General features: G+C 40.5%; 20 protein-coding genes. 12 read left to right on the forward strand and 8 right to left on the reverse strand.

What is annotated here, in order from left to right:
* Positions 1–339 precede the first annotated feature (339 nt).
* Positions 340–1,203 (forward strand): sugar phosphate isomerase/epimerase family protein, encoded by an 864-nt coding sequence (locus BMY70_RS11180; protein ID WP_090335253.1) that lies wholly within the window; start codon positions 340–342, stop codon positions 1,201–1,203.
* A 173-nt stretch (positions 1,204–1,376) separates the two neighbouring features.
* Here the strand turns inward: BMY70_RS11180 and BMY70_RS31665 are convergent, their stop codons facing one another.
* From BMY70_RS31665 to BMY70_RS11195, 3 genes are all read right to left on the reverse strand, one after another.
* The gene (locus BMY70_RS31665) at positions 1,377–1,547 is read right to left on the reverse strand and encodes a GxxExxY protein (protein WP_090335502.1); all 171 of its coding nucleotides are present in this window, start codon (positions 1,545–1,547) and stop codon (positions 1,377–1,379) included.
* A gap of 231 nt (positions 1,548–1,778) precedes the next feature.
* Complete coding sequence (locus tag BMY70_RS11190) at positions 1,779–2,837, reverse strand: hypothetical protein (RefSeq protein ID WP_143072084.1); 1,059 nt, start codon at positions 2,835–2,837, stop codon at positions 1,779–1,781.
* A gap of 12 nt (positions 2,838–2,849) precedes the next feature.
* The gene (locus tag BMY70_RS11195; RefSeq protein ID WP_090335255.1) at positions 2,850–4,277 is read right to left on the reverse strand and encodes an MBOAT family O-acyltransferase; all 1,428 of its coding nucleotides are present in this window, start codon (positions 4,275–4,277) and stop codon (positions 2,850–2,852) included.
* A 277-nt stretch (positions 4,278–4,554) separates the two neighbouring features.
* Here BMY70_RS11195 and BMY70_RS11200 point away from each other — a divergent pair, with 277 nt between their 5' ends.
* The 6 genes from BMY70_RS11200 (at position 4,555) to BMY70_RS11225 (ending at position 13,664) form a co-directional block, all read left to right on the forward strand.
* Complete coding sequence (locus BMY70_RS11200) at positions 4,555–5,511, forward strand: isopenicillin N synthase family dioxygenase (protein WP_090335256.1); 957 nt, start codon at positions 4,555–4,557, stop codon at positions 5,509–5,511.
* Positions 5,512–5,550: 39 nt separating this feature from the next.
* Positions 5,551–6,771 carry a chromate efflux transporter gene (gene chrA / locus BMY70_RS11205; protein ID WP_090335503.1) on the forward strand — a complete coding sequence of 407 codons (1,221 nt, stop codon included), beginning with the start codon at positions 5,551–5,553 and terminating at the stop codon, positions 6,769–6,771.
* 108 nt (positions 6,772–6,879) lie between these two features.
* The gene (locus BMY70_RS11210) at positions 6,880–9,849 is read left to right on the forward strand and encodes a serine hydrolase domain-containing protein (RefSeq protein WP_090335257.1); all 2,970 of its coding nucleotides are present in this window, start codon (positions 6,880–6,882) and stop codon (positions 9,847–9,849) included.
* A gap of 291 nt (positions 9,850–10,140) precedes the next feature.
* Positions 10,141–10,965 carry a M20/M25/M40 family metallo-hydrolase gene (locus BMY70_RS11215; protein ID WP_229209568.1) on the forward strand — a complete coding sequence of 275 codons (825 nt, stop codon included), beginning with the start codon at positions 10,141–10,143 and terminating at the stop codon, positions 10,963–10,965.
* 117 nt (positions 10,966–11,082) lie between these two features.
* Positions 11,083–12,633, forward strand: coding sequence for an alpha,alpha-trehalase TreA (gene treA, locus BMY70_RS11220; RefSeq protein ID WP_090335259.1), 1,551 nt, complete (start codon positions 11,083–11,085; stop codon positions 12,631–12,633).
* A gap of 242 nt (positions 12,634–12,875) precedes the next feature.
* Positions 12,876–13,664: a PhzF family protein gene (locus BMY70_RS11225; RefSeq protein ID WP_090335260.1), complete on the forward strand. Its 789-nt coding sequence runs from the start codon at positions 12,876–12,878 to the stop codon at positions 13,662–13,664.
* A 53-nt stretch (positions 13,665–13,717) separates the two neighbouring features.
* Here the strand turns inward: BMY70_RS11225 and BMY70_RS11230 are convergent, their stop codons facing one another.
* The gene (locus BMY70_RS11230) at positions 13,718–14,608 is read right to left on the reverse strand and encodes a DMT family transporter (RefSeq protein ID WP_090335261.1); all 891 of its coding nucleotides are present in this window, start codon (positions 14,606–14,608) and stop codon (positions 13,718–13,720) included.
* A gap of 73 nt (positions 14,609–14,681) precedes the next feature.
* Between BMY70_RS11230 and BMY70_RS11235 the strand changes: the two genes are divergently transcribed.
* The gene (locus BMY70_RS11235) at positions 14,682–16,088 is read left to right on the forward strand and encodes an OmpA family protein (protein WP_090335262.1); all 1,407 of its coding nucleotides are present in this window, start codon (positions 14,682–14,684) and stop codon (positions 16,086–16,088) included.
* A 648-nt stretch (positions 16,089–16,736) separates the two neighbouring features.
* Here BMY70_RS11235 and pth read toward each other — a convergent pair.
* A complete protein-coding gene (gene pth / locus BMY70_RS11240) occupies positions 16,737–17,297 on the reverse strand; it encodes an aminoacyl-tRNA hydrolase (protein WP_090335263.1) in 561 nt (186 codons plus the stop codon).
* Positions 17,298–17,554: 257 nt separating this feature from the next.
* Between pth and pyrR the strand changes: the two genes are divergently transcribed.
* Positions 17,555–18,094, forward strand: a complete 540-nt coding sequence (gene pyrR / locus BMY70_RS11245) for a bifunctional pyr operon transcriptional regulator/uracil phosphoribosyltransferase PyrR (RefSeq protein ID WP_090335264.1) — start codon at positions 17,555–17,557, stop codon at positions 18,092–18,094.
* 18 nt (positions 18,095–18,112) lie between these two features.
* Here the strand turns inward: pyrR and BMY70_RS11250 are convergent, their stop codons facing one another.
* A complete protein-coding gene (locus BMY70_RS11250; RefSeq protein ID WP_229209569.1) occupies positions 18,113–19,669 on the reverse strand; it encodes a hypothetical protein in 1,557 nt (518 codons plus the stop codon).
* 165 nt (positions 19,670–19,834) lie between these two features.
* On the opposite strand from BMY70_RS11250, the gene argS reads away from it, so the two are divergent.
* The 3 genes from argS (at position 19,835) to BMY70_RS11265 (ending at position 23,263) form a co-directional block, all read left to right on the forward strand.
* Positions 19,835–21,613, forward strand: coding sequence for an arginine--tRNA ligase (gene argS / locus BMY70_RS11255; protein WP_090335265.1), 1,779 nt, complete (start codon positions 19,835–19,837; stop codon positions 21,611–21,613).
* Between the two features lie 102 nt (positions 21,614–21,715).
* Positions 21,716–22,300, forward strand: coding sequence for a glutathione peroxidase (locus tag BMY70_RS11260; RefSeq protein WP_090335266.1), 585 nt, complete (start codon positions 21,716–21,718; stop codon positions 22,298–22,300).
* 69 nt (positions 22,301–22,369) lie between these two features.
* On the forward strand, positions 22,370–23,263 hold the full coding sequence (locus BMY70_RS11265) for a 1,4-dihydroxy-2-naphthoate polyprenyltransferase (RefSeq protein WP_090335267.1): 894 nt from the start codon (positions 22,370–22,372) through the stop codon (positions 23,261–23,263).
* Positions 23,264–23,279: 16 nt separating this feature from the next.
* Here BMY70_RS11265 and BMY70_RS11270 read toward each other — a convergent pair whose 3' ends face one another.
* Complete coding sequence (locus BMY70_RS11270) at positions 23,280–25,049, reverse strand: SGNH/GDSL hydrolase family protein (RefSeq protein WP_090335505.1); 1,770 nt, start codon at positions 25,047–25,049, stop codon at positions 23,280–23,282.
* A gap of 77 nt (positions 25,050–25,126) precedes the next feature.
* On the reverse strand, positions 25,127–25,576 hold the full coding sequence (locus tag BMY70_RS11275) for a DUF4920 domain-containing protein (protein ID WP_090335268.1): 450 nt from the start codon (positions 25,574–25,576) through the stop codon (positions 25,127–25,129).
* Between the last annotated feature and the right edge of the window lie 69 nt (positions 25,577–25,645).

A 25,645-nucleotide genomic window follows, 5' to 3' on the forward strand; every position in this document is an offset into this window, starting at 1 on the left:
TATTTCCGAATTGATATACAACACGTCCAGCCGTCTTTCTTATATTCAATTAATTATCGTCAATCCACAATTCTCAGAAGATTAAAATTTTACATCGTTCGAATTTTTTTTCATAGGAACGATAAATTATTCTACAAATCGTCGATTGATAAACCGATTTAGGAGACAAAATTTCTAAGAATTAAACACCTGTGCATCACTTCAGGACCACACAGAACAAACTGATCAGGCAAATACCCATTGTCTCATTATTTGGCAAAGCAGTAATTTCAAGTCGGAAAATACTTTTAATACGCAGTACAGAATTCGTAACCATTGATCTGCTTAGCTATTAACCATATGCTTAAAATCTCCCATTTTTCTAAAATCATAATCGCCGCAGCACTTTTCCAGGGAAGTGTCTACGCGCAGTCAGGAAAACCCCTGTATACCAAACCGATCGGTGCGCAGGCATATACTTTCCGTTCAAGTTTCCCAAAAGGTATTGAAGCCACGCTCGACTCCATCCAGGCCTTTGGTATAACAGAGCTCGAAGGCGGACCACAAAAAGGAATGACGACGGAGGAATTGAGAAAGCAACTAGACAAAAGAAATATTAAAATGCCATCAATCGGGGCAGGCTATGAATCTTTGGTAAATAATCCTCAGGAAACGATCGACAATGCAAAAATCCTTGGTGCCAACTTTGTGATGGTCGCCTGGATTCCTCATGAAAAAGGTAATTTCAATCTTGAAACTGCCAAAAAAGCAGTCGCTGATTTTAATAAAGCAGGAAAGATTTTGAAAGAAAACGGTATCACACTTTGTTATCACAATCATGGCTACGAATTTGTACCGTACGAAGACGGAACATTATTCGATTACATCGTCAAAAATACAAATCCCGAATACGTTTCTTTTGAGATGGATGTGTTGTGGACAGCCTTTCCTGGCCAGGATCCGGTAAAATTGCTGAATAAATATGGGAATCGATGGAAATTGATGCACCTGAAAGATTTAAGAAAAGGAGTTAAAGGAGATTTATCTGGCGGAACGCCCGTTGAGAATGATGTCGCACTTGGAACAGGCCAAATTGATATCCCGGGTGTATTAAGGGCCGCAAAAAAAGCAGGCATCAAACATTATTTCATAGAAGATGAAAGTCCGTCATTCATGAAACAAGTTCCACAAACCATCGCTTACATCAAAAGCCTGAAGGAATAATAATTACTACCACCTAAGACATATAGGAAGAGCTAAATAATTGAAGAAAAAACTTAGGTAAAACTAAATATGCCTTAGGTGGTAGATAAAACGTGTTCAGACCAAATTGCGGTAAATTCGTTTACGATTGGCTTAATACCCAATTGATATTTATAAAAGCCCTTCCGGCATTTTCAATAATTTCGTATAGTTGAGAAGTTCCGCCAATGTATGAGCAGGATTGAATCTATTGCTTTTATTTTGATTACCAGAAAATGTCCGATAAGAAAATCCGCACGTAAAGCTGTGTCCAGATGAAAGCTTTTGTATAAAACATCGATGGTAGTTTCTGAAGAAAACAGGATTTGTCTTAAACAAAGTTAACGCGCAAAACGTTTTTGATGTACACTTTCTAAGAACCCGGGACCAAGGTGTGAGTGCACATCACAGGCGCCTGCAATTTAATATTACAAATCATCGGGATACTTCATTGTGACCATATCGCTTCCATTTAAAACATTTTGGTTTCACCTAAGTTTTAAATGATTTAGACTTGCAGCGGTTTTTATGGTGAGATATTTTATCTTTTCTTCATTTTACAATGGCTCTCTACTGGTGATATGTTCGTCGCACTTGCGTACTAAATCGTTAACTGTTTTTAACCAGTAACGCTGGCCTTTGATAGTCCAATGCCCGTCTCCCAGATGGTACCAGTCCGGGTGGCTGCGAATCGTATCTTGTATTGAAAGAATTGGAGTTTGAAGCTTTGGATGATTTTCTATTCTTGAAATCTGGTTGTTATATGGGAAGCGATCATTTTCACAAACGGTCACTTTATTGGGAACGAAACAGAAATAAACTTCATCAAAACCGGCTCGTTTATAATAATCCCTAATGTTGTTCATATTATTTACAACCGTATCAACCGATCCCGGTGTGATATTATAGAATGGAGAAAGTCCGATTTTTCTATCCGCTTCAATATTGTAAAACAAATATTCATGATTTCTGGAAATAATCGCCCCTGTATGTGTGCGATCGAACCAGGATAACATGATATTCGATTTCAGCTCTTTTAATTTGAGAAACGGATCAAAATTAAATAGCAAAAATTCGATGCGCTGATTAATCTCGTCTCCAAATTTATCCCACCAGAATGAAGGCTCTGAGGCAGCTTCTTCCGGAGCCTTAGGTTTCATTTTTCCTTCTATCTGAAATCCTTTATCAAAGTATAGTGCTTTATAATCATCCCGCAAACGCTCCTGAATTGTTCTTTCGATTACTTCAATGACCAGAATTGACTTTTTCGCCGGATCAAGTTTCACGGTATCGATATAAGCGCCCAGCCAAATGTGGAAGTTTTTACGGCCGGCGTAAAAGCTTGTGTCCATTGGCGTGAAACTATCGCCGATCGTATATAAATCAACATTTTTTGATTTTGTTTCCGGCTTGTCTGATGGCAAAAGCGTGGCATTCTCATTATAATCAAGTTCCTTGAATTTTCTGAGATTCGAAGTATTGTACAAATCCCCGAATCGGTATTGATCAGGAATCCACCCTTTTGCAACAATTTTCCTTTGTAAAGCAGGTGATAAACTAATTACGAAGATAATCCCTGATACTGTAAGTGCGACGTATCGGATTAAACTATTCATATATCCCATAGCCTAAAATTGAAAGTAAATAAACTGGTTGCTGGTGAAAACACCGAACAGATAACAGCAGAAACAAGTCAGTGTGAACAAAACCCAGAACATTCCGGTATCCGGAATGTACTTTGCAAAATACTTATCTTTGATCACCAGCAGGAACAAAAGGCCCAACGAGAAAATAAATTCTCCGTTATTCATCGCTATTTCCGGAATTCCATAATCTGAAAAAGTGAAGATTTTTTCGATAATTTCAATCGCTTCTGAAACGCTGTTTGCACGGAAGAAAATCCAGGCAAGCGCAACAAGTGAGAACGTCCAGATCATATGAAATATCCTTACGGGAAGCGAGCCGCCTTTTCCTGAGTGCCCAGGACGAAAAATGGCGTGGGTATTCAAAATCTGCGCTAGAATTAAATAAATACCATGAATACAGCCCCATATTATAAACTTCCAGTCTGCTCCATGCCACAAACCACTTAGTAAAAAGACTGTGAGTGTGTTGAAATAAACCCTGCTTTTCGACCTTCTGTTTCCGCCGAGAGGGATATAAACGTAATCACGAAACCAGGTAGAAAGTGAGATGTGCCACCGCTTCCAGAATTCAGAAATAGACTCGGCAAAGTATGGCGCATTAAAGTTTGTCATGAGCTTGAAACCCATAACCCTCGCTGTGCCGATGGCGATATCGGAGTATCCGGAGAAGTCACAATAAATCTGAAAACAATAGAAAAAAGTTGCTATCAATAACGCTGCCGGACTTTGGTTCTGCACATCGCCATAGGCAGCGTCCGTTACCAGAGCAAGTCTGTCAGCAATCACAACTTTTTTAAACATCCCCCAGGCTATAAGCGTGAGACCTGTTCTGACATTTTCCCAATCATAAGCAAATTTTTCTCGAAACTGCCATAACACATTTTGCGGCCTCTCAATCGGCCCTGCCACAAGTTGTGGGTAAAAAAGTACGTATAAGGAATAAATCCCGAAGTTATATTCCGCTTTCTGATTTCCGCGATAAACTTCAATCGTATAGCTCATTGACTGAAATGTATGAAATGAAAGGCCGATCGGAAGTATAAGCGACGGAAACATTTCTCTTAAAGGTGGCATTTCATTTTTCTGGCCTATCAGTTGCAGTGCGTAAGTGATGTTGTTGTTGAGAAAGTCGAAATATTTAAAAAAGGCTAGAAAACCGACATTAGCTATCAAACTTAAAATCAGCAAAAAGAGCCTCTTTCGACCTTGCGAATTTTCAATCCAGATTCCTGCAAAATAATCGATAACAATAACGACACCCAGAATTACAAGATAAACCGGAATAAAAGAAGCGTAGAAATAGGCGCTCGCTGCAAGTAAAAGCACCCACCGGAATTTGTAAGGAAGGGTATAATAAAAAGTTGTTACAAAAATAAAAAACAGTAAAAAATGTAATGAATTAAAGAGCATTTGCTTTTGAAGTATACGTTGATATTCAATCCGGATTCGATTAAATATTGCCAAACCGTGATTAAATCAGGACGTAAATATAGAGCTATCTCTTAAATAATCGAATTTCGTTTGTTTTCAAATAGCATAATTTCGATTAACCGTATTAAAATCTGTATAACCAACACAAAATAAATTTTAAGATACTATGTATCTATTAGGCCAGACTTGACTGGACGTTCGAGAAAATTAGTTGCATGAACAACAGATTGTTTTATACTTTGCATAAAAAAGAATTATGGAACCTGCATTATTAGATGAAGTACCGTCGCTTGACCTGTCAGATTTCACATCAGGTGATGCGCAAAAAAAAGCAAAATTTGTAGCAGATCTTGGCTCTGCTTTTACCAATATAGGATTTGTTGCCATTAAAAATCATGGGCTTAGCGATGAACTGAGGATAAAACTCTATGATATCGTGCAGCGTTTCTTTTCCTTTCCGGAAGCCGAAAAAAAGAAATATGAATTTCCTGAACTGTTCGGACAACGCGGGTATATTGGAAAAGGCAAGGAAACTGCAAAAGGTTTTAAAGTCGCTGATTTAAAGGAATTTTACCACGTTGGCCAGCCTGAACCACTTGGAGATATGGCAAAAAATGTATTCCCGACAGAGCTTCCAGAATTTGAGGAATATACCGTTGAGGTTTACAAAACTTTTGAAAACGCCGGTAGAACGCTTCTTCGGGCAATTGCAATTTATCTTGGGCTGTCCGAGGATTATTTTGAAGATAAAGTAAAAAATGGCGACAGCATTCTTCGCGCGTTACACTATTTTCCTATCGAAAATCCTGATCTCGTTCCGGACGGCGCAGTAAGAGCGGCGGCTCACGGCGATATAAACCTGATTACACTCCTGATGGGCGCCAGCGCGGAGGGTCTTGAAGTTTTGCGACGCGACGGAAAATGGATCGCAATTACGGCTCTTCCAGACCAGATCGTCGTGAACGTTGGTGATATGCTTGACAGGCTGACTAACCACAAATTGAAATCTACGATTCACCGGGTGGTTAATCCGCCGCGTGAAAAAATGGGCACTTCCCGTTTTTCCATTCCTTTTTTCATGCACCCGCGGGCAGACATGAATCTGACAAGTCTGGAAAGTTGCGTGAGCAGCGAATATCCTAAAATGTATGTCAACATGACCGCCGGAGAATTTCTGGACGAACGTTTGCGTGAACTGGGATTGAAAAAATAAAACCGCTGTTCTGTCACAATGCGGCATATTTTGAAGTATATGCCGCAAACCCTCAACTTTATTACCAAACTCTTGAACCATCCGATTCGGCGATTTCGATACATCATTTATCTTCTGGACATTCTCTTGCTCTCGTTTACGGCATTTGGAGGTCCACAGGTGCATCTTATGATGATGATCGAGCGCCTTGTCAAAAAAAGGAGATACATTACCGAGGAAGAATTACTGGAACTTCAGGCGCTTTGCCAGGTTTTGCCCGGACCAAGTTCAACGCAAACAGTTACGGCAATTGGTCTGAAAATAGGCGGACAGCCGCTCGCCTATCTTTCGTTATTGGTGTGGTCGCTGCCGGCAATGATTCTAATGACTTTGGCAGCCATTGGCATCCATCTTTTGCAACAAAAAGAAATCTCGTTATCCTTTACCAAATTTGTTGGCCCAATGGCTGTTGCATTTCTGATGCATGGAGGTTACGCGATCGCCAGAAAGGTTATCCGAAATGTGCAGGGCTGGTCGTTTTTGATTATTTCAACGATCCTGGCCTACTTATTCCCATCACCTTATATGACTCCCCTGCTGATTATTTCAGGAGGAGTCGCCGCTTCCCTGAATTTTAGAAAACATGAAAAAATGGAGCGCGGCCCGATCCGGATCACCTGGAGGCCACTTATTTTCTGGATCTCCGTTTTGGTCGTCGCGGCAGGTATCGGTACAGTCACAAAATCGTTGCCCGTTCGACTCTTCGAAAATTTTTATCGTAACGGAAGTCTGGTTTTTGGAGGCGGGCAGGTTCTTATCCCTATTCTCTACAACGAATTTGTAGAATTTAAGCATTATCTGACCGACCAGGAATTTCTTTCCGGGATGGCTTTAACACAAGTAGTTCCAGGCCCCGTTTTTTCAGTTGCAACGTACGTTGGCAGTTTATCAATGCAGCAATTCGGCATTACCGGCCAAATTATTGGTGGTTTTGTCGCAACTGCCGGGATATTTCTCCCCGGGACATTTTTCATATTTTTTGCCTACCCTATCTGGGACCAATTGAAAAAATACCGTGGAATCCGCGCTTCTCTCGACGGGATTCACGCGACAAGCTGCGGACTAACGATCGCTGCGGCTGTGTCCATGTTTGAACCAATGGCTATAAGCTGGCAACCCGTCCTTACCGTTGCGGGCACATTACTTGTACTTTTCTTTACAAAAATCCCCTCTTATCTGTTGATATTGGCGGGGCTTCTTCTGGGGCTTGCTTTTGCCTGATCTTTTTACATTTACATGTCCGATAAGCTGATCTAAAAAACGTAAGCGTTGTTTAAGTCCGTTTGTTTTCCAAACTTTGGATACTTGATACTATTTCTGTCCCAATTCATGAAAAAAGCTAGAATTTTCTTCGTATTTCAATTTTTATTATTTACGATTCAGGCCGTTAAGGCACAAACTACTACGCCTCCTCAGTTTTTAAATAAAAATCGTCAATGGGTTGATTCTGTTTTCGCAACTCTTACTCCGGACGAAAGAATTTCACAATTGATAATGGTGGCGGCGGTTTCGGACGTAAAGCGAGCGTTGATTGATCCAAAAACGAGCAATCCGGCTGTCATTGAAAAATTGATTAAAGAAAACAAAATTGGCGGCGTAGTGTTTTTTCAGGGCGGACCAGTTCCTCAGGCAAAACTCACAAATTATTATCAATCTATATCGAAAGTACCACTTTTGGTTGCGATGGATGCGGAATTTGGTTTGGCAATGCGCATCGACAGCACGGTTCGGTATCCTTATCAAATGACTCTGGGAGCGATTCAGGGAAATGATGAGTTGATTTATCAAATGGGAAAACAATTGGCTCAGCAAGCCAAACGTCTGGGAATGCATATCAATTTTGCACCGGTTGCCGACATCAATAACAATCCGAACAATCCCGTTATAAGCTTCCGGTCTTTTGGCGAAAATAAATATAAAGTGGCTGAAAAAGCGGTTGCCTATATGAAAGGAATGCAGGATAACGGATTGTTAACCAGTGCAAAACATTTTCCGGGACATGGCGATACCGGCGTTGATTCCCACTACGACCTTCCGTTGATCAATCATAATCTTACCCGGCTTGACACACTGGAACTATACCCTTTCAAAGTACTGATGAACAACGGTTTGTCTGGTATGATGATCGCGCATTTAAGTATTCCTGCATTGGATAACACACCTAATCTGCCATCCACACTTTCAAAGCCAATTGTTACAGATCTTCTTCGTACAAAATTAGGGTACCAGGGGCTGATCTATTCGGATGCGATGAATATGAAAGGCGTAACTAAATACTTTGCAGACGGAAAAGCGGATGCAATGGGGCTGGAAGCAGGAATGGATATTCTTGAATTTACCGAGGACGTTTCCAAGGCCGTAGCAGAGATCAAGAAAAGTATAGCTGAGGGACGAATTAGCCAGGCTGAGATCGATTTTCGCTGCAAAAAGGTTTTAGAAGCAAAAGCATGGGTTGGATTGAATCATTACAAGCCTGTCGATCTTACAAATTTATACGAAGACCTGAATCCGAAATCCGCTGAACTGACCAACCGGTTGCTGACTGAAAAAGCATTGACTATTTTAAAAAATGAAGGTAACATCCTTCCTTTAAAAGAGCTGGATACATTAAAAATTGCCTCAGTATCCTTAGGGGCAGATTCAATTACAACTTTCCAGAATACCCTTGGATTGTATACAAAAGTTGACCATTTCGTTGTGCCCGCCAAAGCGACTCTACAACAAATGGAAGATGTTCGTGCAAAGCTGAAAGACTACAATTTGTTATTGGTTGGATTGCATCTGAGCAGTATTTCTCCGCGTGCAAATTATGGCTTAACAGAACAAATGAACACTATGCTGCAGGAACTTATGGCGACAAAAAAAGCGGTCGTCTCTGTGTTCGGAAATCCTTATGTTTTGAATAAAATCACAAAACCGGAAACTGCCAAGGCGCTTGTCATGGCATATCAGCTTACCCCTTATACGCAGGACCTATCCGCCCAGCTGATCTTTGGAGCAATTCCTGCTTTAGGAAAACTTCCGGTTACCGTCAACGCACAATTTCCTTATGCACTTGGTATTCAAACACCGGCATTGCAACGTTTGAAATACACAATTCCGGAAGAACTTGGTCTGGATTCAAAATTGATAACTTTTAAAATTGACTCCATTGCAAATCTCGCCATCACCGCCAAGGCGACCCCGGGTTGCGTTGTTCAGCTGGCAAAAGATGGAAAAGTATTTTTTCGTAAAGCATATGGAAAACATACCTACGAAGGCCCGGCAACAGTAAAGCTTACGGATTTGTATGACCTTGCTTCTGTCACTAAAATCACTGCCTCGACTTTGGCATTGATGAGTTTATACGATCAGAAAAAATTCGATCTGGATGCTACAATGAAAGATTATCTGCCTGATTTCAAAAAATCAAACAAGGCAGATTTAACCTGGCGCCGCGTTTTAACTCACAGCGCGCGCCTGAAATCATACATTATGTTTTGGAAGGAGGTGAAAAATCCGGACGGAACGTTGAAAGATAAAGTTTTCAGCACCAAGCAGTCATCCAAATATCCTACGTCCGTCGTTGGTGACAGTCTTTTCATCCGGAAGAATTACAGCAAAAAACTCTACAAGGAAATTGCTGATTCTCCTCTGAATCCGGAGGAAGGTTATGTGTACAGCGACTTATCATTTATTCTCTATCCTCAGATCGTGAAAAGTTTGACAGGTGTAGAATTTGAAGATTACCTTAAAAATAATTTCTATAAAAAACTTGGGGCAACTTCTCTGACTTTTAATCCGAAACGTTTCTATAACCTGGATCAGATCGTTCCTTCCGAGCGCGATACTTTTTTCCGTCAAACCTTAATTCATGGTCAGGTTCACGATGAGGCAGCTGCAATGCTTGGCGGATTAAGCGGCCACGCAGGGCTTTTCGGCGACGCAAACGACGTTATGAAAGTTTGGCAAATGTATCTGCAAAACGGTTATTATGGTGGAAAGCAGTTATTGAGCAAAGATGCTTTATTCGAGTTTACCCGATATCAATATCCTGAAATGGGAAGTCGTCGTGGTTTAGGATTTGATAAGCCTACGTTTAAATATTCTGGCAATGCTCCAAAATATGCACATCCTATGAGTTTTGGGCATACCGGTTTCACAGGTATTATGGTCTGGGCTGATCCTTCGGTGAATTTAAATTATGTATTCCTGTCAAATCGTGTTTATCCGACCAGGGAAAATCCTAAAATTTCAACTCTTAATATCCGTACAGCGATTATGGATGTTGTATATGAAGAGCTGAGAAAAATTAAATAAGATTATTATCACGTCAGCATTGTAGATTGGAAAATTGGCATTGAATATATACATCCTGACATAACCTTTACTCCGTATTGTAAATCGCCGAACGGTCTGAAAAATTTCCCATTTAATAAATTTGTTTTAAAGCTAATATTCCGACAACATTGCCGGACATTTTTTCCAATTCTAATGAAATACCTTTTTCCTGTACTCCTACTAATTTTTATTACCAAAGTCTCAGCACAGTCGATTTCACCGTCACCTGAAATTATTTCAAAACATATATCCAAACTAGCTTCCGATAAAATGAAAGGCCGCGGAACAGGAAGCAAGGAGAATGCAAAAGCAGCAAAGTATGTGGAGAATGAGTTAAAAAAATACAAACTGCAACCAATGGGGACGGATGGTTTCAGACAGGAATTCGTTGCGAAAGTCAGACGCGTTGCCGTTCCGGACAGTTTACGCAAAACGCAAAATATAATCGGATTTCTGGATAACGATGCTGAATTCACAATTGTTATCGGCGCACATTTCGATCATCTCGGATTGGGAAAGCAGGGAAGTTCAAAAGATGACCATCCTGAGGGGAAAATACACAACGGTGCAGACGACAATGCGTCCGGCGTTGCAGGTTTATTGGAACTGGCACGTTATTTTTCGGAAAATAACAGCAAAGAACCTTATAATTTTCTCTTCATCGCTTTTGGTGCTGAGGAATTGGGACTTTTAGGATCGAAACATTTTGTAAACAATCCCACATTACCACTGAACAAAATCAGTTTTATGTGTAATATGGACATGATTGGCAGATATAACCCAGACCGGGGTGTAGGTATAGGCGGGTATGGCACAAGCAGTCAGTGGCCGGAAGTTTTCAAACCGGTTAAAAGCGGGATAAAGTTTTTCACAGACGCGGCAGGCAGTGGTGGATCAGACCATGGATCGTTTTACGCAAAACGTATTCCGGTATTGTTTTTCCATACCGGCGGGCATGATGATTACCACAAGCCAACAGATGATGTTGAAAAAATTAACTTCAAAGCCGAAGCCGGAATTCTGAATATCGAAATCCAGATTATTGAAAGTGCCATGAAGTTGCCAAAGTTATCATTTACCGAGGTAAAAAACTGATTATAAAAAGTTTAGATATAGAATTCGATCCGATTACTTTGATGGTAAAATAGTATATTTACTAGATGCTGTCAGCAGTTGATTTAAATAAAATGTGAACTTTAAATTCCATAAGATTTGTTCGGATTCATTGCCCCCTCAGTTACATTTGGTCAAGCCCTGACATCTCCTGAAGAGCTATTCGGCAGCTTTTTTAATGACGTCCAAAACAGCCATATCTTCAAAGACTCAAAAACTTTTGCGGACTGTATCCCGCTTGAAGATCCTGTTTTTATCATAGAAAAATATCATCACGAAAAAAACGAACCAGAATTTAACCTGGATACTTTCGTTCATAGTCATTTCAGAATTCCCGAGGAGATAAAGGCTGAATATATTCCTGATCCTGAGCTGACAACCGAGCAGCACATCCGTAAACTGTGGCCATATTTGACCCGGCAGCCGGAAAATCAGGAGCGCGGAGGATCATTAATTCCGTTGCCCCATTCCTATGTGGTGCCCGGAGGAAGGTTTCGGGAGATTTATTACTGGGATAGCTATTTCACGATGCTTGGTTTGAAAGAGTGCGGCCGGATCGATCTGATTGAAAACATGATCAACAATTTCGCCTATCTTATAAATACGTTCGGACATGTCCCCACGGCCAACAGAACTTATTATTTAAGCCGCTCACAACCGCCATTTTTTTCATTGATGGTCCGCCTGTACAGCGAAATGGAAGGAAAGAAAATCCTGAAAAAATATCTCCCGCAAATGCAGCGGGAATATGATTATTGGATGGACGCCGGAAACTCGTCAGGAGAAGATTTTACAGCATACCGTCGCGTGGTTCATTTACCCAATGGTGTTGTTCTTAACCGCTATTGGGACGATAAATCCACTCCAAGACCAGAGGCCTATAAGGAAGACGTTGAACTGGCGGCAGATGCGGTGGATCATCATCAGATTTCAGCAGATCGTGTATACCGCCATATTCGTGCCGCGGCTGAGTCCGGCTGGGATTTTAGCAGTCGGTGGTTTGCAGATGAAAATGATTTTTCTTCGATTGAAACAACAGATATCCTTCCTGTTGACTTAAATTGTCTGATGCATCATTTGGAAAAGACACTGGCGGAAGCATATCTTTTAAATGAAGAGTATGAGTGTTTTCAACTTTATGAAAATAAAGCCAGGCAACGGTGTGAAGCAGTAGAAAATTATTTCTGGGATGACAGCCGTAATTATTACATGGACTACAATTTTGTCAAAAAGGATTTTACAAAATCTGTGACGCTGGCCGGAACATTCCCTTTGTATTTTAAACTAGCCAGAAAACAGCAGTCTCATTATGTGCGAAAATACATTCGTTTAAATTTCATGCGTTCTGGCGGATTATTGACAACTGGTGTTAAGACCGGACAGCAATGGGACGCTCCAAATGGCTGGGCTCCTTTGCAGTGGATTACCTACAAAGGGCTTAGGAATTATAATTTTCATAAAACCGCCAACGAGCTGAGCGATGAATGGCTTTCATTAAATGAAAAAGAGTTTAAACGAACAGGCAAGATGATGGAGAAATATAACGTATCAGATACCAATCTGGAAGCAGGTGGTGGAGAATATGATATCCAGGAAGGGTTTGGCTGGACAAACGGAGTTTACCTTCGTATGAAAAATAGAAGGCGATAAATTCTTTAATAGAAAACAATTCAGCAAAATCTTCGTTTTCACAAGCACTTTGAAACATACGGAGCTTTTCAAACATATGTCAGGAATATAGCTTTTGACCGTTCAAGGTTGTCTTCGGGCGGAATCAAAAGTAGAATATTTATCAGATTCTAATAAAATTCTTGAAAAATTCCATTCACGACTACGTTTTATAGAAAAAAAAATTAATACCTTGGATTAAATTAACACCTGGCCCAAAATCGATGAAACTGAATATATATCAAATTGACGCTTTTACGAATCAGCTTTTTTCAGGGAATCCAGCTGCCGTTGTTCCGCTGGAAAATTGGCTGCCGGATGAAACGTTACAGAATATTGCAGCAGAAAACAATCTGGCAGAGACTGCGTTTTATATTCCTACTGAAGCTGGCTTTCATATTCGCTGGTTCACTCCATTTTTAGAAGTCGAACTTTGTGGACATGCAACACTAGCTTCTGCGTATGTGATTTTTAATATTCAGGGTTATGAAGGTGACCTGATTAAATTTGAATCGCTGAGCGGTGAACTGACGGTTCTCTGCAAAGACAACTGGTTGACGCTAAATTTCCCGGTTGATCAGTATCATATTGCTGTTCCTCCTCCTGCCTTGATGGAAGGGTTGAGAGACGCCGCCATTCTCGAAGTTTATAAAGGAAAAACAGATTACATGGTGGTCCTTGACACGGAAGCCGAAGTGCGCGACCTGGATTTTGACATCATAGTTCTTTCGACCATACCGGCAAGAGGTATTATTATCACTGCTCCGGGAGATGAAGTAGATTTTGTTTCAAGATTTTTCGCGCCACAATCAGGCGTTGACGAGGATCCTGTGACAGGTTCAGCGCATACGACACTGATTCCTTATTGGGCAGAAAAACTGGAAAAAACTGACCTAAGAGCAAAACAGTTATCAAAACGCGGAGGCTTCCTGAAATGTGATTTAGATGGCGACCGCGTTAATATCGGAGGTCAGGCCCGTCTTTATTTAAGCGGACAAATCGAAACAGATTAACCTAGAAGTTATACAAGAAGATAATCATTTGCCGTCGAGCGACCGGCGAATGATTATTTTTTTATATTCAACTTACCTGCCAGTTTCGCCTTTTGCCCGAAATACAGCCCGAAAATAACAAATAGTGTCCCGGCAACGGTATACAAAGTGACTGGTTCATCCATTAACCACCAGGCGAAGAAAAAGCCAAATAACGGGCAAAGAAAAAGCCATAATGAAGCACGGACTGTATCGATGCTAAGAAGATAAAACCAGCAGATTAATCCGATTATTGATACAGCCAGACTTAACCATAAAACAGATCCCCAAAATTGAAAATCCCAGGCAGTGGCAGAAAAGTCTCCGAAAATAAATGTAAAAGGAAGCAGGAAAATGCCGCCAAGCATAACCTGCCAGCCATTGATCAGTAAATTTGGCAACTTCCATTTGATTGTGGCATAGTAAACACTCGCTGCCGAAACAGCGATCATGCTTATCAGCAAAATAATAACGCCTTCAATTTTTGTCGTTGCTCCGTCCAATAACGGATATGTTGCAATGGCCACGCCTGACATTCCTAAAATAATTCCTAACCATTCGCCCATCGCGGGGCGGCGGCTTAGCCACCAAGCCGACAATAAAACGATAATCAGCGGATTCACAGAAACGGCAAGACTACCAATACCAGCGGCAGTATATTTCATCGCCAGGACATACAGACCGAGATAGAGCGTAGTATTTAAAAAACCAAACAACCCAAGCTGCATGAACTCCGCGCGGTTTGGCAATTTGTAGGACTCATCTTTGCCAAAAATGTAAGAAAAACCAAGCAGCAATATACCAGCAATAAAAAAACGAACGTTTGCTAATATCAAAGGAGATGCTGACTGGACACCAAATTTGGTCGCGACCGAGGCAGAAGCCCAGAGGATAGAGAATACAAGACCAATTAAAATATTTTTCACCTTAAAAGTTGATTATGTTTCAAAAATACAAGAACCGTTTCGGCTTCGACATCTCTTTTTTATATTTTTGAAGATGATTAGTAAAAAAAATGCACGGTGGCTATTTATTTTTCTTCTTGGCCACTCCTATTATTCAGTTTTTTCACAAAACCAGTGGACTTACGATTTCAATAACGGCCTGTTGCCGATTGAAAAGGGCGGCCCGTCTCTACATAAACTAGGACAGGCAGGTCAGTTCATTAAGGAAAAAGTGCCTGGAAGCGGAGAAAATGGTGTTCCGGAAATTATCCGAACGGTTTATCAGTTTGAAAAAAATTCGGGATTGCAGTTTGATAATAAGGAAGCAAATGGATTTCTTAATAAATCGTTCACGGTTGAAATTTATTTTAAACTGACTGAACTGGACAGCTGGAAACGCGTGCTTGATTTCAAAAATCGAAAAAGCGATTACGGAAGTTATATCTACGACGGCAAGCTAAACTTTTACGATTTTGCAATAGGTGAAAAAGCACCTGTCAGAGCCAATAAATATATCCACTATGTTTATTCAAGGGATTTTGAAACCAAGGCTATAAAGATGTATGTGAATGGCTTGTCAAAAGTGGAATTTAAAGACCCGGGAACAGAGGGCGTTCTGGATAACGACCAGGTTTTAAATTTATTCCAGGACGATCTGGTTGCTAATCATGAAGCAAGCGCCGGCTCCGTTGCTTTGATAAGGGTATACGATCGGGTGATGACGCCTGTATTTATTCGCAGGAGTTTCCAGACAATCAGCAGAGCACCCAAAGAATCTGTGGCCGAACTGGAACCTGTAAAAGAAGAACCAAAAACGGTGGAGCAAAAAACTCCTACGATCAGCACCAGGCTTGTTCAGGTGACCGGAAAAGTATTTGAAGGAACAAATTTAAAATCTGTCGAAAATGCAGAAGTATCTGTAAGAAAGTCGGCCGACGATTCACTGGTAGCAAAAAGCAACGTAAAAAATGGCGGATATACATTCCTGCTGACACCGCACGAATCATATAAAATTTCAGTTAACGCGCCGGGGTATCAAACGAAAAGTATACCGGTCCGAACGGCTGCACGAGCAACGGAAGTCAAATCGCTGATTAGTCTGGAACCTGAAAAGTTTGACAGTCCGTTAGTTACGCTCCTGTTCAATCAAAGTAATGAAACGTTGGAAAGCCACGCAAAATCACAGCTTGACTACATTATTTCGTATTTCAAGACCAGGACCGATTTAAAAATTATGCTTAAAGGACACACAGATAATATCGGCGATTTCGATAAAAATCTTGTTTTATCAACTCAAAGAGTTTCGGTTGTAAAACAGTATTTGTTGGAAAGTGGTATCACAGCCGACAGAATCGAAGGCGTAGGATATGGATCAACCAGACCGGCACAAAAAAACTTATCCGAAGAATTAAGAAAATTAAACCGCCGGGTTGAAGTTTGGGCTGAGCCTATAAAAAGATAAAGCCATCTCATGAAGACGGCTTTATACTGACTATTCCTAAACCCTTAACCTTTTCTTATCTTTATTTGACTGAATTACAGACTGATAGTAAACAACTTTTTAAAGTTAACTTTTGCCGATATCAGTTGTCAGGCCATTCAGGTCAAAATTATTTCTTTTATATCAAGTCCTCTGTTATAATGCAAACATTGGACGGCTATTATTTCACAAAGTCACATTGGCGTCAATAATACTTCAATTTTTTCGTTTTACAAAATTGAAAATTATTTATTCAATCTACGATTAATATTCAATTTTAGATCAGTCGAAAATAATTGTGCCTCTCGTCTATCCGTTGCACAAAAAACTTGCTCAAATATTTACTCCTGATATGAATACAAATATAATATATATTTAATTCAGCTTCATGGATTTATTCAATTCTTATTGCGTCTTTTCGATATACAAATGTCATCATAAATTTTGATATTACAAATAATCTAAAAACCTTTAAACAGAATATTGTTTGGAATAAAGTGAAATAAATTTAGTATAATTTACAATTAATATCTGATTATCACGATCAAATAAAAATAAAATTTTAAAAATAAAAGAATAACCAAATAAATACCAATCTTGAAATATTTATATATTCTTTAAAAAATACAATCATTGGTTGTAATTATTCATCGCATATTGTATTCCCAAAGTACAAAATGAAATAACCATATCACCAGCTGTATCCAAAAATATTTGTATTTCTGACATTTCTTCTTTGGAAAATGGTTTTAATACATAATCTACTTGCCTTCCTCGAGGAAAATTATTTCCTATCCCGAACCGTAGCCTCGGATACTCAGCTGTACCCAATATTTCCTCAATATTCCTCAATCCATTGTGTCCGCCATGGCTTCCCTTTGGTTTAATTCGCAAAGTGCCAAACGGGAGCTGCAATTCATCTACAATCACCAGTAAGTTTTCTTTCGGTATTTTATACTGATCCATATAGTATCGGATCGCTTTTCCACTTAAATTCATGAAGGTGGTCGGTTTGATAAAATAAAACTGACGCCCTTTATGCTTCCACTCCGCTACAAACGCGAGTTTTTCAAAAGAGAATTTAAAATCATTTTGAGCTGCAAGTCTGTCCAGAACCATGAAGCCGATATTGTGCCTCGTAAAAGCATACTCAGGGCCAATGTTTCCAAGTCCCGCGATCAGGTATTTCATTACTACATAATTGAATTGTTAAACGGCCGTTACCTTCGACTCGCCTAAGTGAAAAATCAATGCCGGTATTCAACATTGGTTTAGTCAAACACAAGATTGTTAAATTATGGTTCAAAGTTAAATTAAAGCTTTCTATTCATAAAATTAGTTATCAGACGGTGTTTTTCTTTCTGCGAAGAATTCACTTATTAGGGGGAAAAGTTTTAGATTTCATAAATGTCAGCTTAATTTAGGCTAAAATTCAGCAAAATAATACCATGTCTATTAAACGACTTATTTTAAGCAGCCCCCTATTAGAGATCATGACCAGCCGGTTATGTCAGGAAGTTATTGAAAATCACCAGGATTTTGACAATACCGTGATCATGGGTTTGCAACCACGTGGTATTTTCTTTGCTGAACGGGTTGTGGCCGAATTGCGTGAACGTACAGGAAAAAATATTCCACTAGGCCATCTTGACGCAACTTTCTATCGTGACGATTTTCGCCGCCGCGACTCCCCTTTATTACCAAATAAAACCAATGTTCCTTTTTTAATCGAGGGAAAACGTGTTATCCTTATCGACGACGTCTTAGCGAGTGGCCGTATGGTTCGTGCCGCGCTGGATGCAATGACCGCCTTTGGCCGCCCGAAAATGGTTGAGCTGATGGTTTTAATCGATCGTCGCTACAACAGGGAATTGCCGATCGAGCCGGATTATGTCGGCATGAAAGTTAATACACTGGAAAGTCAGCGTGTCCTTGTTGAATGGAAAGAACAAGGTTTCGAAGCCGACCATATCTGGATGGTGGATTGATTTCCATAAATTCAGTGTTTATCTCGGCACGCTCATTCCCTCACGATTTTCCGCCTTGTTAATACTTTCGGTTTTGTAAGTAAGCTTATTGATATAAAAAACATCTCTGCCCTGACCAATCGATGAAGGGCCGACGCGCTGCATTCCGTAAGCAAGAAAGTATTGACCATACCAAGGCGCCAGATAGGCATTTTCGTTATTGATTACCTTGTCTGACTCAGACTTTGCGCTGATCTTGAATTTTTCATTTTCAACAACAACTTTACTTCTGTTGATCACTTCCGTATGGATTGTTCCCTCCTGCGGATATGCTAGAATAAAATAGTCATTTACAGGGGTAAGCTGCACCATTTCCTGAAGCTCAAAGCTGGTCAGATCTTTTATCGGGATACAGTTGTCCCATTTAAATTTCCCATTCCGATCAAATCCACAAACAATGGCGTGTGTATAGCGGTACCCCTCCAGCGAACGGGCATAATATGGCCGCGAAACTCCGTTCGTTACCATCATAGGAGATCCGGCGCGTTGATTTGGATAATAAACTTCGGCAACCAGCACAATCTCATCCTCTGTCTGGATCAGTTCGTGAACCAGCAGGCGATATCTAAACCGATTTTCCTTCCCCAGACTTTTTCTTTTTCCAATCCGCTCCATCATGCGCTGACGACGTTTGGGTTTCATATAATTGAAAAAATTCTGCAATTCGGAAAACTCGATAAATTCAGGTTTTTCAGGTTCATTATCACTTATATGTGTAATATAAAGTCCCTGCGAGTAAGGAGTACAGCCAATTGAATAATTCCCTATCAAGTATGAGTCGTCAGCATTCAAGGGAACGATCTGACCAGAAATCAAACTGTTCCGGGGATCACTTAACGCTGTTTTCTTCAAAAATTTACCTTCATAAGAATATGTCTTTATTTCAAAAACACAGTTTTTCTTTCGATATGCGTAAGTAATTACGTTGATTATGCCATCTTGCTCGTTGATATCAACATTATTCAACTCTGTATTTTTTTCATAAAGTCCGGGTAACACTTTTGAGGATTGATCGAAAAAAGAGTGAACCACAACGACCGGCCGCGACCGGTGATATCCTGCCACGATTGCTTTGCTTCCGATTACCTTAAACTGTTGCACATCGATGCCGGAAAGCAAATTTCCTTTATAGCTCTCGATCGCTCCGTCACTAAAATTCATTTGCAAGAAAAGAAAATGATCCGTATCCGGCTGCGCAAACAACCAGTATCCGAAATGTTCACCCTGGTAAGCCATAACCGGGATATAGCGATAATCCAGTTTGTAGTTCATGCGCCAAACAGGGTTTAGCGACGTGTCGTACCGTGTAAATTCCCAGCTTTCATTTCTGTTGCCAAAACTTGCATCGCCGCGGACCAGTGCCAGAAGCCCGTCGTTGCCCAACGTAAATACTTCAAACAATTCGGAGCGCGACGAATTTGTAGGAATTTCAAGACGATCAGATTGTTCTAGTTGTGCATGAACCCTGGAAGGCCCAACGAGGCAAAATTGTATGATCAGACAACTTTGTATCACAAATAGTAAACGGTTCTTCATAACTTCTTTGGGCGGGGTGTAAGTCTGTTCAATATTTACCCTAATTTTGCATCAAAAAGAATAACATAGTCATTAATGTAAAAATATTTTTAATCAAATAAAAACTTAGAGGAATGTTATTTAATTTTTGCTTAACACTTCCGAAATTTTATAAAAACAATATTCATGACGATTGAAGCAATACTGAAAGCAGACATTCAAAAAGCGATCCACAAAAACTTTGACATCACTGTTGATGACATCCTGCTGCAACCAACCAAAAAGGAATTTGAAGGATTTTATACATTTGTTACGTTCGCATTAACCAAAGCTACACGACGCGCTCCGGCAGAAATCGGGCAGCTTATCGGAGCGGATCTTGAAGCAAACTCTTCAGTGGTCGATCGCTGCAATGTTGTTCAGGGATTTTTGAATATAAGTCTTAAAGACACGACCTGGCTGGATTTATTTGGAGGTATTTCTTCTGATGCCGATTTCGGGACTTCTCCTGCGAGCGGTAAATCTGTGATGGTCGAATTCTCTTCACCAAATACCAACAAGCCGCTTCACCTGGGTCATTTACGTAATAATTTCCTGGGAGATTCGCTTTCAAGAATATTGAAAGCAAACGGATTTGATGTTGTAAAAACTTGTCTGGTCAACGACAGAGGCATTCATATATGCAAATCCATGCTGGCTTACCGCGAATTGGGTAATGGTGAAACACCTGAATCTTCGGGAATCAAAGGCGATCACCTGGCTGGTAAATATTATGTAAAATTTGACATTGAATATAAAAAGCAGATTGCTGAACTGGTTGCAACAGGCTTAACGCCGGAAGAAGCGGCGAAAAAAGCGCCATGGATTCTTGAAGCCCAAAAATTGCTTTTGCTTTGGGAACAGGGTGACTCTGAAACAGTCGCACTTTGGCAAAAAATGAACAACTGGGTATACGCAGGTTTCAATCAGACATATAACCAGATCGGTGTAAGCTTCGATAAAACCTATTACGAATCCAACACTTATTTGCTGGGAAAAGATATCATTGAAGAAGGTTTACAGAAAGGCGTTTTCTTTAAAAAAGAAGATAATTCTGTATGGATAGACCTGACGGCAGAAGGGCTGGATGAGAAACTGGTACTCCGTGGTGATGGAACCTCTGTGTATATCACGCAGGATCTCGGAACCACCGAGCTTAAATATGGAGATTTCCACAATGACCGCTATTTATGGGTGGTAGGAAATGAGCAGGATTACCACTTTAACGTACTTTTTGCGATTTTAAAACGTCTGGGCCGTCCGTATGCCGAAGGCTGCTACCATATCAGCTACGGAATGGTTGACCTGCCCTCAGGCAAAATGAAGTCACGCGAAGGAACTGTTGTAGACGCCGACGATCTGGTTAGACAAATGATCGATACGGCCGCAGCGAGAACACAGGAACTTGGAAAAATTGATGATTTTGAAAGTGAGGAGGCAACGCAGCTTTACCATACACTCGCACTTGGCGCTTTAAAATATTTCCTGTTAAAAGTTGATCCGAAGAAACGAATGTTGTTTAATCCGGAGGAATCGATTGATTTCCAGGGACATACAGGACCGTTCATTCAGTATACCTACACGCGTGTGCGATCCATTATGCGAAAAGCGGAACAATCCGGAATTGAGGTAAAATTGCCACCGGCTACTTACGAATTGCATCAGGTTGAGAGAGAACTTATTTTCACATTATCTCAATTCCCTATTCGCGTTCAGGCAGCAGGTAATGAATTTGCCCCATCTGTGATTTCGTTTTATATGTATGAACTGGCCAAAGTTTACAACCAGTTTTATGCAGAAGTTTCCATTTTTGCCGATTCTGATCCGGTTGCCGTGAGCTTCCGTGTGGCACTCTCAAAAGTGGTTGCAGAAACAATTTACAGAGGTTTAGGGTTGTTAGGAATAAATGTACCGGAAAGAATGTAAAAGCATTTTTTTACATTAATTTTATATGTGAAATTCAATCGCTTGAAGATTAATTTTCGTATCTCATATTTTCCACCTATTGCTTAACCAAAACGATTTCTTATGGACTTGTTAAAATCAGTTTTTATTATGATTACATCGCTGATTGCCGGTATTTTTGCTGACAAAAGTGAAATCGCTCAGAAACCAGACGGGCATACCATCGCAAAACAGACACTGTACGATTTTAAAGTTAAATCTCTTGTTGGTGAAAAAACAGTTGATTTGAGCAAATACAAAGGCAAAAAAGTAGTTATCCTGAATGTTGCTTCAAAATGCGGTTACACAAAACAGTATGCTGACTGGGAAAAATTCAATAAAGAACATGGCGACAAAGTGGTTGTGTTAGGTTTTCCTGCTAACAATTTTGGCGGACAAGAACCTGGTACCAGCGAAGAAATCGCTACGTTCTGCTCAAAAACCTACGGTGTTTCTTTCCCAATGTTTGAAAAAGTTTCAGTAGTAGGCGACGATCAGGCTCCGATATACAAATGGCTTACTACCAAAGAATTAAACGGATGGAATGATAAAGCTCCGACGTGGAATTTCTGCAAATATGTAGTAAATGAAAAAGGTGAGCTTACTAATTTTTTCGCTTCAAAAATTTTGCCGACAGATCCTGAATTTTTAACCGCTGTTGGTATATAAAATTTCCGATGCAAAAATAATTGCCTGGGTTGAACAAAGTGCCCGGGCTTAATATTAAGTAATAGTAAAATGAAATCTTGGATAGAAGCTGCCCGACCACGTACATTACCTCTGGCGCTTTCCTGTATATTAATGGGCTGTTTTTTAGCCTCATCAACGGGTCGGTTCAGCTGGCCCGTTGCTTTGTTAAGTGTACTGACAACAACGCTTTTACAAATACTTTCCAACTTCGCCAATGATTATGGTGATGCCGTAAACGGCAAAGATACCGAGCTTCGGGAAGGCCCGCGTAGAGCAGTTCATTCGGGAAGTATTCCGGCTTCAACAATGTTGAGAGCCATTATTCTTTTCTCCGTTCTGTCATTAATTTCCGGACTTTCGTTGCTTTACATTGCCCTTAAAGATGCCCCTGCAAATACGTTTTGGGTATTTCTTGGAATCGGTATCGCCTGCATCATCGCCGCGATTACCTATACAGCCGGAAAACGGCCATATGGATATGTTGGACTGGGAGATTTGTCGGTTCTAATATTTTTTGGATGGGTTGGTGTTTTGGGTAGTAGTTACCTTCATACACATATCTGGAACTGGGATTTATTACTGCCCGCAACAAGCTGCGGATTATTTGCCGTAGCCGTGCTAAATATCAATAACATCCGTGATATTGAATCGGACAGAGCCACTGGTAAGAATTCCATTCCTGTAAGATTAGGCAGAGAAAAAGCAATATTTTACCACTGGGCTATACTTTTGATCGGAATGTCCTGCGTTTTGCTTTACACGATACAGAATTTTTCAAGTTACACCAGCCTGATTTTTTTATTAAGTTTCCCTTTTTTCATCAAAAATGGGCTTGCCGTTTCCCGTTTAAAGAAAGCCAGCGAGCTTGATCCTTATCTAAAACAAATGGCACTTTCAACTTTGCTGTTTGTTATCCTTTTTGGTATCGGCGTAATATTATAAGCAATCAGTGAGCCGTTTATTTCACAAACGGTTCATATGCTTTTCCCAAAATGGTATATCCTTTTGCGTTCGGATGCAAACCATCAGAAAACAGCGTTTCGTCGATTTTTCCATCTTTGTTGGCTAGCGACAGTCCCGGATCAACAAAGTTTACGTTCATAGATTTTGTCAGCTTTTTTAATTCAGCATTCAATTTTTTCACACGCTCTTCCTGCTGCCTTCTCGGATAAATCCCGACCATCATCAAATCCACGTCTGGCTGCCTGTATTTAATTGCCTCAATCAGTAATTTCCAGCCTTCCAGAATTTCTTCATCCTTGTTCGATTGAAGATTGTTCGTACCAATATTTACGAAGATCTTTTGAGCAGTATATCCATCCAGTTCGCCATGATATACACGCCATAAAACATTTTCAATTCGGTCCCAGCCATAACCCATATTGCGAACGCCGGTTGTTCCAAAGGTTTCATTCCATGATTCCTCCCCCGTTGCTCGCGGGCCCTTTGGTAAGCCTCCCCAAAAATGTGTAATAGAATTCCCAATAACAACTACTTTTGGTTTCTCTAATTTATTGGAATTTAAGATATCCCTGTGACGTATTTCCCAATCATAATTTGGCAGCTCACGAAGTTGCGTACACGGTCTGGTCGTGGAGAGAACGCCTATTGGCTCATGCAAAATGGTCCGGATGTGTCGCTCATAAGCATCTGCATACCGCATCATACCCAAATCAGTCGGATGTGTCCCGTCAACCGTCGTTTCAATATCCTGCTGGAAATCTTCCTTAGAGATCAAGTATATCTCTTTAACACCCTCTGCTTTCAGCTGCGCGAAGGCTTCCTTCATTACAGCATTAACTTCCTGATAATTTTTACGGCTGACCGGATTAATCGCTTCGTCAGTATACCCGTCATGTTCTGCCATCAAGATGGGAATGGAACTGTGTTTTTGTCTTAAATTATGAATGGCATTTAAAATTCTGGCCTTGACCTCAGCCAGGCTAATATTCACACTTGCAACAAGATTCGGCAGACAGTCCAGAACAAATATTTTAGCATCGATCTCAGAGACCAGGTCAACCACCTCTTTTTCAAGACGGCCATTTCCAGAAAAGCCCAGATTGATTAAAGGATCATCCAATTTTCTTGCTAAAATAGAAGTCCAGGCCATCCCAGGACGTGATGCGCAAGCACCCTGAGCAATTGAGGTTCCGTAAATTACAATAGGTTTGTCCGGACGAACTGGTAATGCTTCAAACCTTGCCCCGTCAGGAACACCGATTTCCAGCCATTTTACATTATTATACAGTGGCAGAAACAAGCGATATTCCCTTCCAAGTTTATGATTCTGATCGACAGGTTCGAGATTCTTAAAATTGTAAGCGACAGTATCTCCAAAAACATACTTGCCAGCGCACCAGCGCCATTCACCATCATTTGAAATGGCATATAGGTCCACACCGCTTACGCCTGTTGAAGGCATATGCGGAAGTGCCAGCTTTCCCCCGACCTGATATCTTACTTTAATTTCGCCGGAATTCGCCCTGAACCGGATCATCAATCCGGCCGATTGCTTCGATAGGTTCCATACCTGCTCTCTTACCAACTTCTCGGCTCTTCCGGGTAAGCGGTCATAACGGCTTTTTATTTCGTCCGGCCACGCCTGCCCTTCAATAACCGGGACTTTGCTGCTTGCCGGATTCCACCACGTGAATTGTGTAGTTTGGGCCTGAGAAAGTGTAACATTAATAATCAGGAGAGTAAAAAATATTAATCTGGATTTCATAAAAAATGGACACTTGTGTACTACCACAAAAGTGTCCATTGGTGTATTCCTTACTTATCAAGCGCCATTGAAGCTGCTTATTTTACCAAAACCCCGTCTGCAATAAATGTCATTTCTTTTTTAGGCTCTGTTATTTTAGCAATTTCCTCATCGCTTTTGCCCGCGTCTTTTGCATAATGCTGCAAATGTTCAACAGGAACAGTCTTCAATTGTGCATCACCTTCAAACACAACTGTCTTACCAGCAATATCTTTTGGGACGAAAAATGCATAATCTCTGAACATCACACGCATCGTTTCTCCATTATCCATTTTCACTTTCATCCAGCAACCTTTCACCTGACAAACAGATTCCACTGTTCCCGTAACTTTCGTTGCCAGCTCTTCTTTGCCAGCCATCTTCTCTGGTAGAGCCTTGGCTTCGATTGCCTTTTTATCGTTAATTTCTTTCCCAAAATGAGCATTGGTCTGCGCATAGGACGATGAAGAAATGACTACTGCGAAGATAAATATGATTAACTTTTTCATAGTTTACAGAAATAAAATTGGCACATTTTTGAATAATATTTAAAGCTAATTATTTTAATCCAATATATA

Origin of the sequence: Dyadobacter koreensis (assembly GCF_900108855.1) — a bacterium.
Classification (GTDB): domain Bacteria; phylum Bacteroidota; class Bacteroidia; order Cytophagales; family Spirosomataceae; genus Dyadobacter; species Dyadobacter koreensis.

What these genes read in the sequence shown, in the direction of transcription:
- BMY70_RS11270 (WP_090335505.1), bottom strand. Translation starts at nt 25,049, where the DNA reads ATGAAATCCAGATTAATATTTTTTACTCTCCTGATTATTAATGTTACA.
- BMY70_RS11200 (WP_090335256.1), top strand. Translation starts at nt 4,555, where the DNA reads ATGGAACCTGCATTATTAGATGAAGTACCGTCGCTTGACCTGTCAGAT.
- chrA (WP_090335503.1), top strand. Translation starts at nt 5,551, where the DNA reads ATGCCGCAAACCCTCAACTTTATTACCAAACTCTTGAACCATCCGATT.
- BMY70_RS11190 (WP_143072084.1), bottom strand. Translation starts at nt 2,837, where the DNA reads ATGAATAGTTTAATCCGATACGTCGCACTTACAGTATCAGGGATTATC.
- BMY70_RS11235 (WP_090335262.1), top strand. Translation starts at nt 14,682, where the DNA reads ATGATTAGTAAAAAAAATGCACGGTGGCTATTTATTTTTCTTCTTGGC.
- BMY70_RS11275 (WP_090335268.1), bottom strand. Translation starts at nt 25,576, where the DNA reads ATGAAAAAGTTAATCATATTTATCTTCGCAGTAGTCATTTCTTCATCG.
- BMY70_RS11215 (WP_229209568.1), top strand. Translation starts at nt 10,141, where the DNA reads ATGAAAGGCCGCGGAACAGGAAGCAAGGAGAATGCAAAAGCAGCAAAG.
- BMY70_RS11260 (WP_090335266.1), top strand. Translation starts at nt 21,716, where the DNA reads ATGGACTTGTTAAAATCAGTTTTTATTATGATTACATCGCTGATTGCC.
- BMY70_RS11195 (WP_090335255.1), bottom strand. Translation starts at nt 4,277, where the DNA reads ATGCTCTTTAATTCATTACATTTTTTACTGTTTTTTATTTTTGTAACA.
- argS (WP_090335265.1), top strand. Translation starts at nt 19,835, where the DNA reads ATGACGATTGAAGCAATACTGAAAGCAGACATTCAAAAAGCGATCCAC.
- BMY70_RS11225 (WP_090335260.1), top strand. Translation starts at nt 12,876, where the DNA reads ATGAAACTGAATATATATCAAATTGACGCTTTTACGAATCAGCTTTTT.
- BMY70_RS11180 (WP_090335253.1), top strand. Translation starts at nt 340, where the DNA reads ATGCTTAAAATCTCCCATTTTTCTAAAATCATAATCGCCGCAGCACTT.
- BMY70_RS11265 (WP_090335267.1), top strand. Translation starts at nt 22,370, where the DNA reads ATGAAATCTTGGATAGAAGCTGCCCGACCACGTACATTACCTCTGGCG.
- BMY70_RS11210 (WP_090335257.1), top strand. Translation starts at nt 6,880, where the DNA reads ATGAAAAAAGCTAGAATTTTCTTCGTATTTCAATTTTTATTATTTACG.
- pth (WP_090335263.1), bottom strand. Translation starts at nt 17,297, where the DNA reads ATGAAATACCTGATCGCGGGACTTGGAAACATTGGCCCTGAGTATGCT.
- BMY70_RS11250 (WP_229209569.1), bottom strand. Translation starts at nt 19,669, where the DNA reads ATGAAGAACCGTTTACTATTTGTGATACAAAGTTGTCTGATCATACAA.
- pyrR (WP_090335264.1), top strand. Translation starts at nt 17,555, where the DNA reads ATGTCTATTAAACGACTTATTTTAAGCAGCCCCCTATTAGAGATCATG.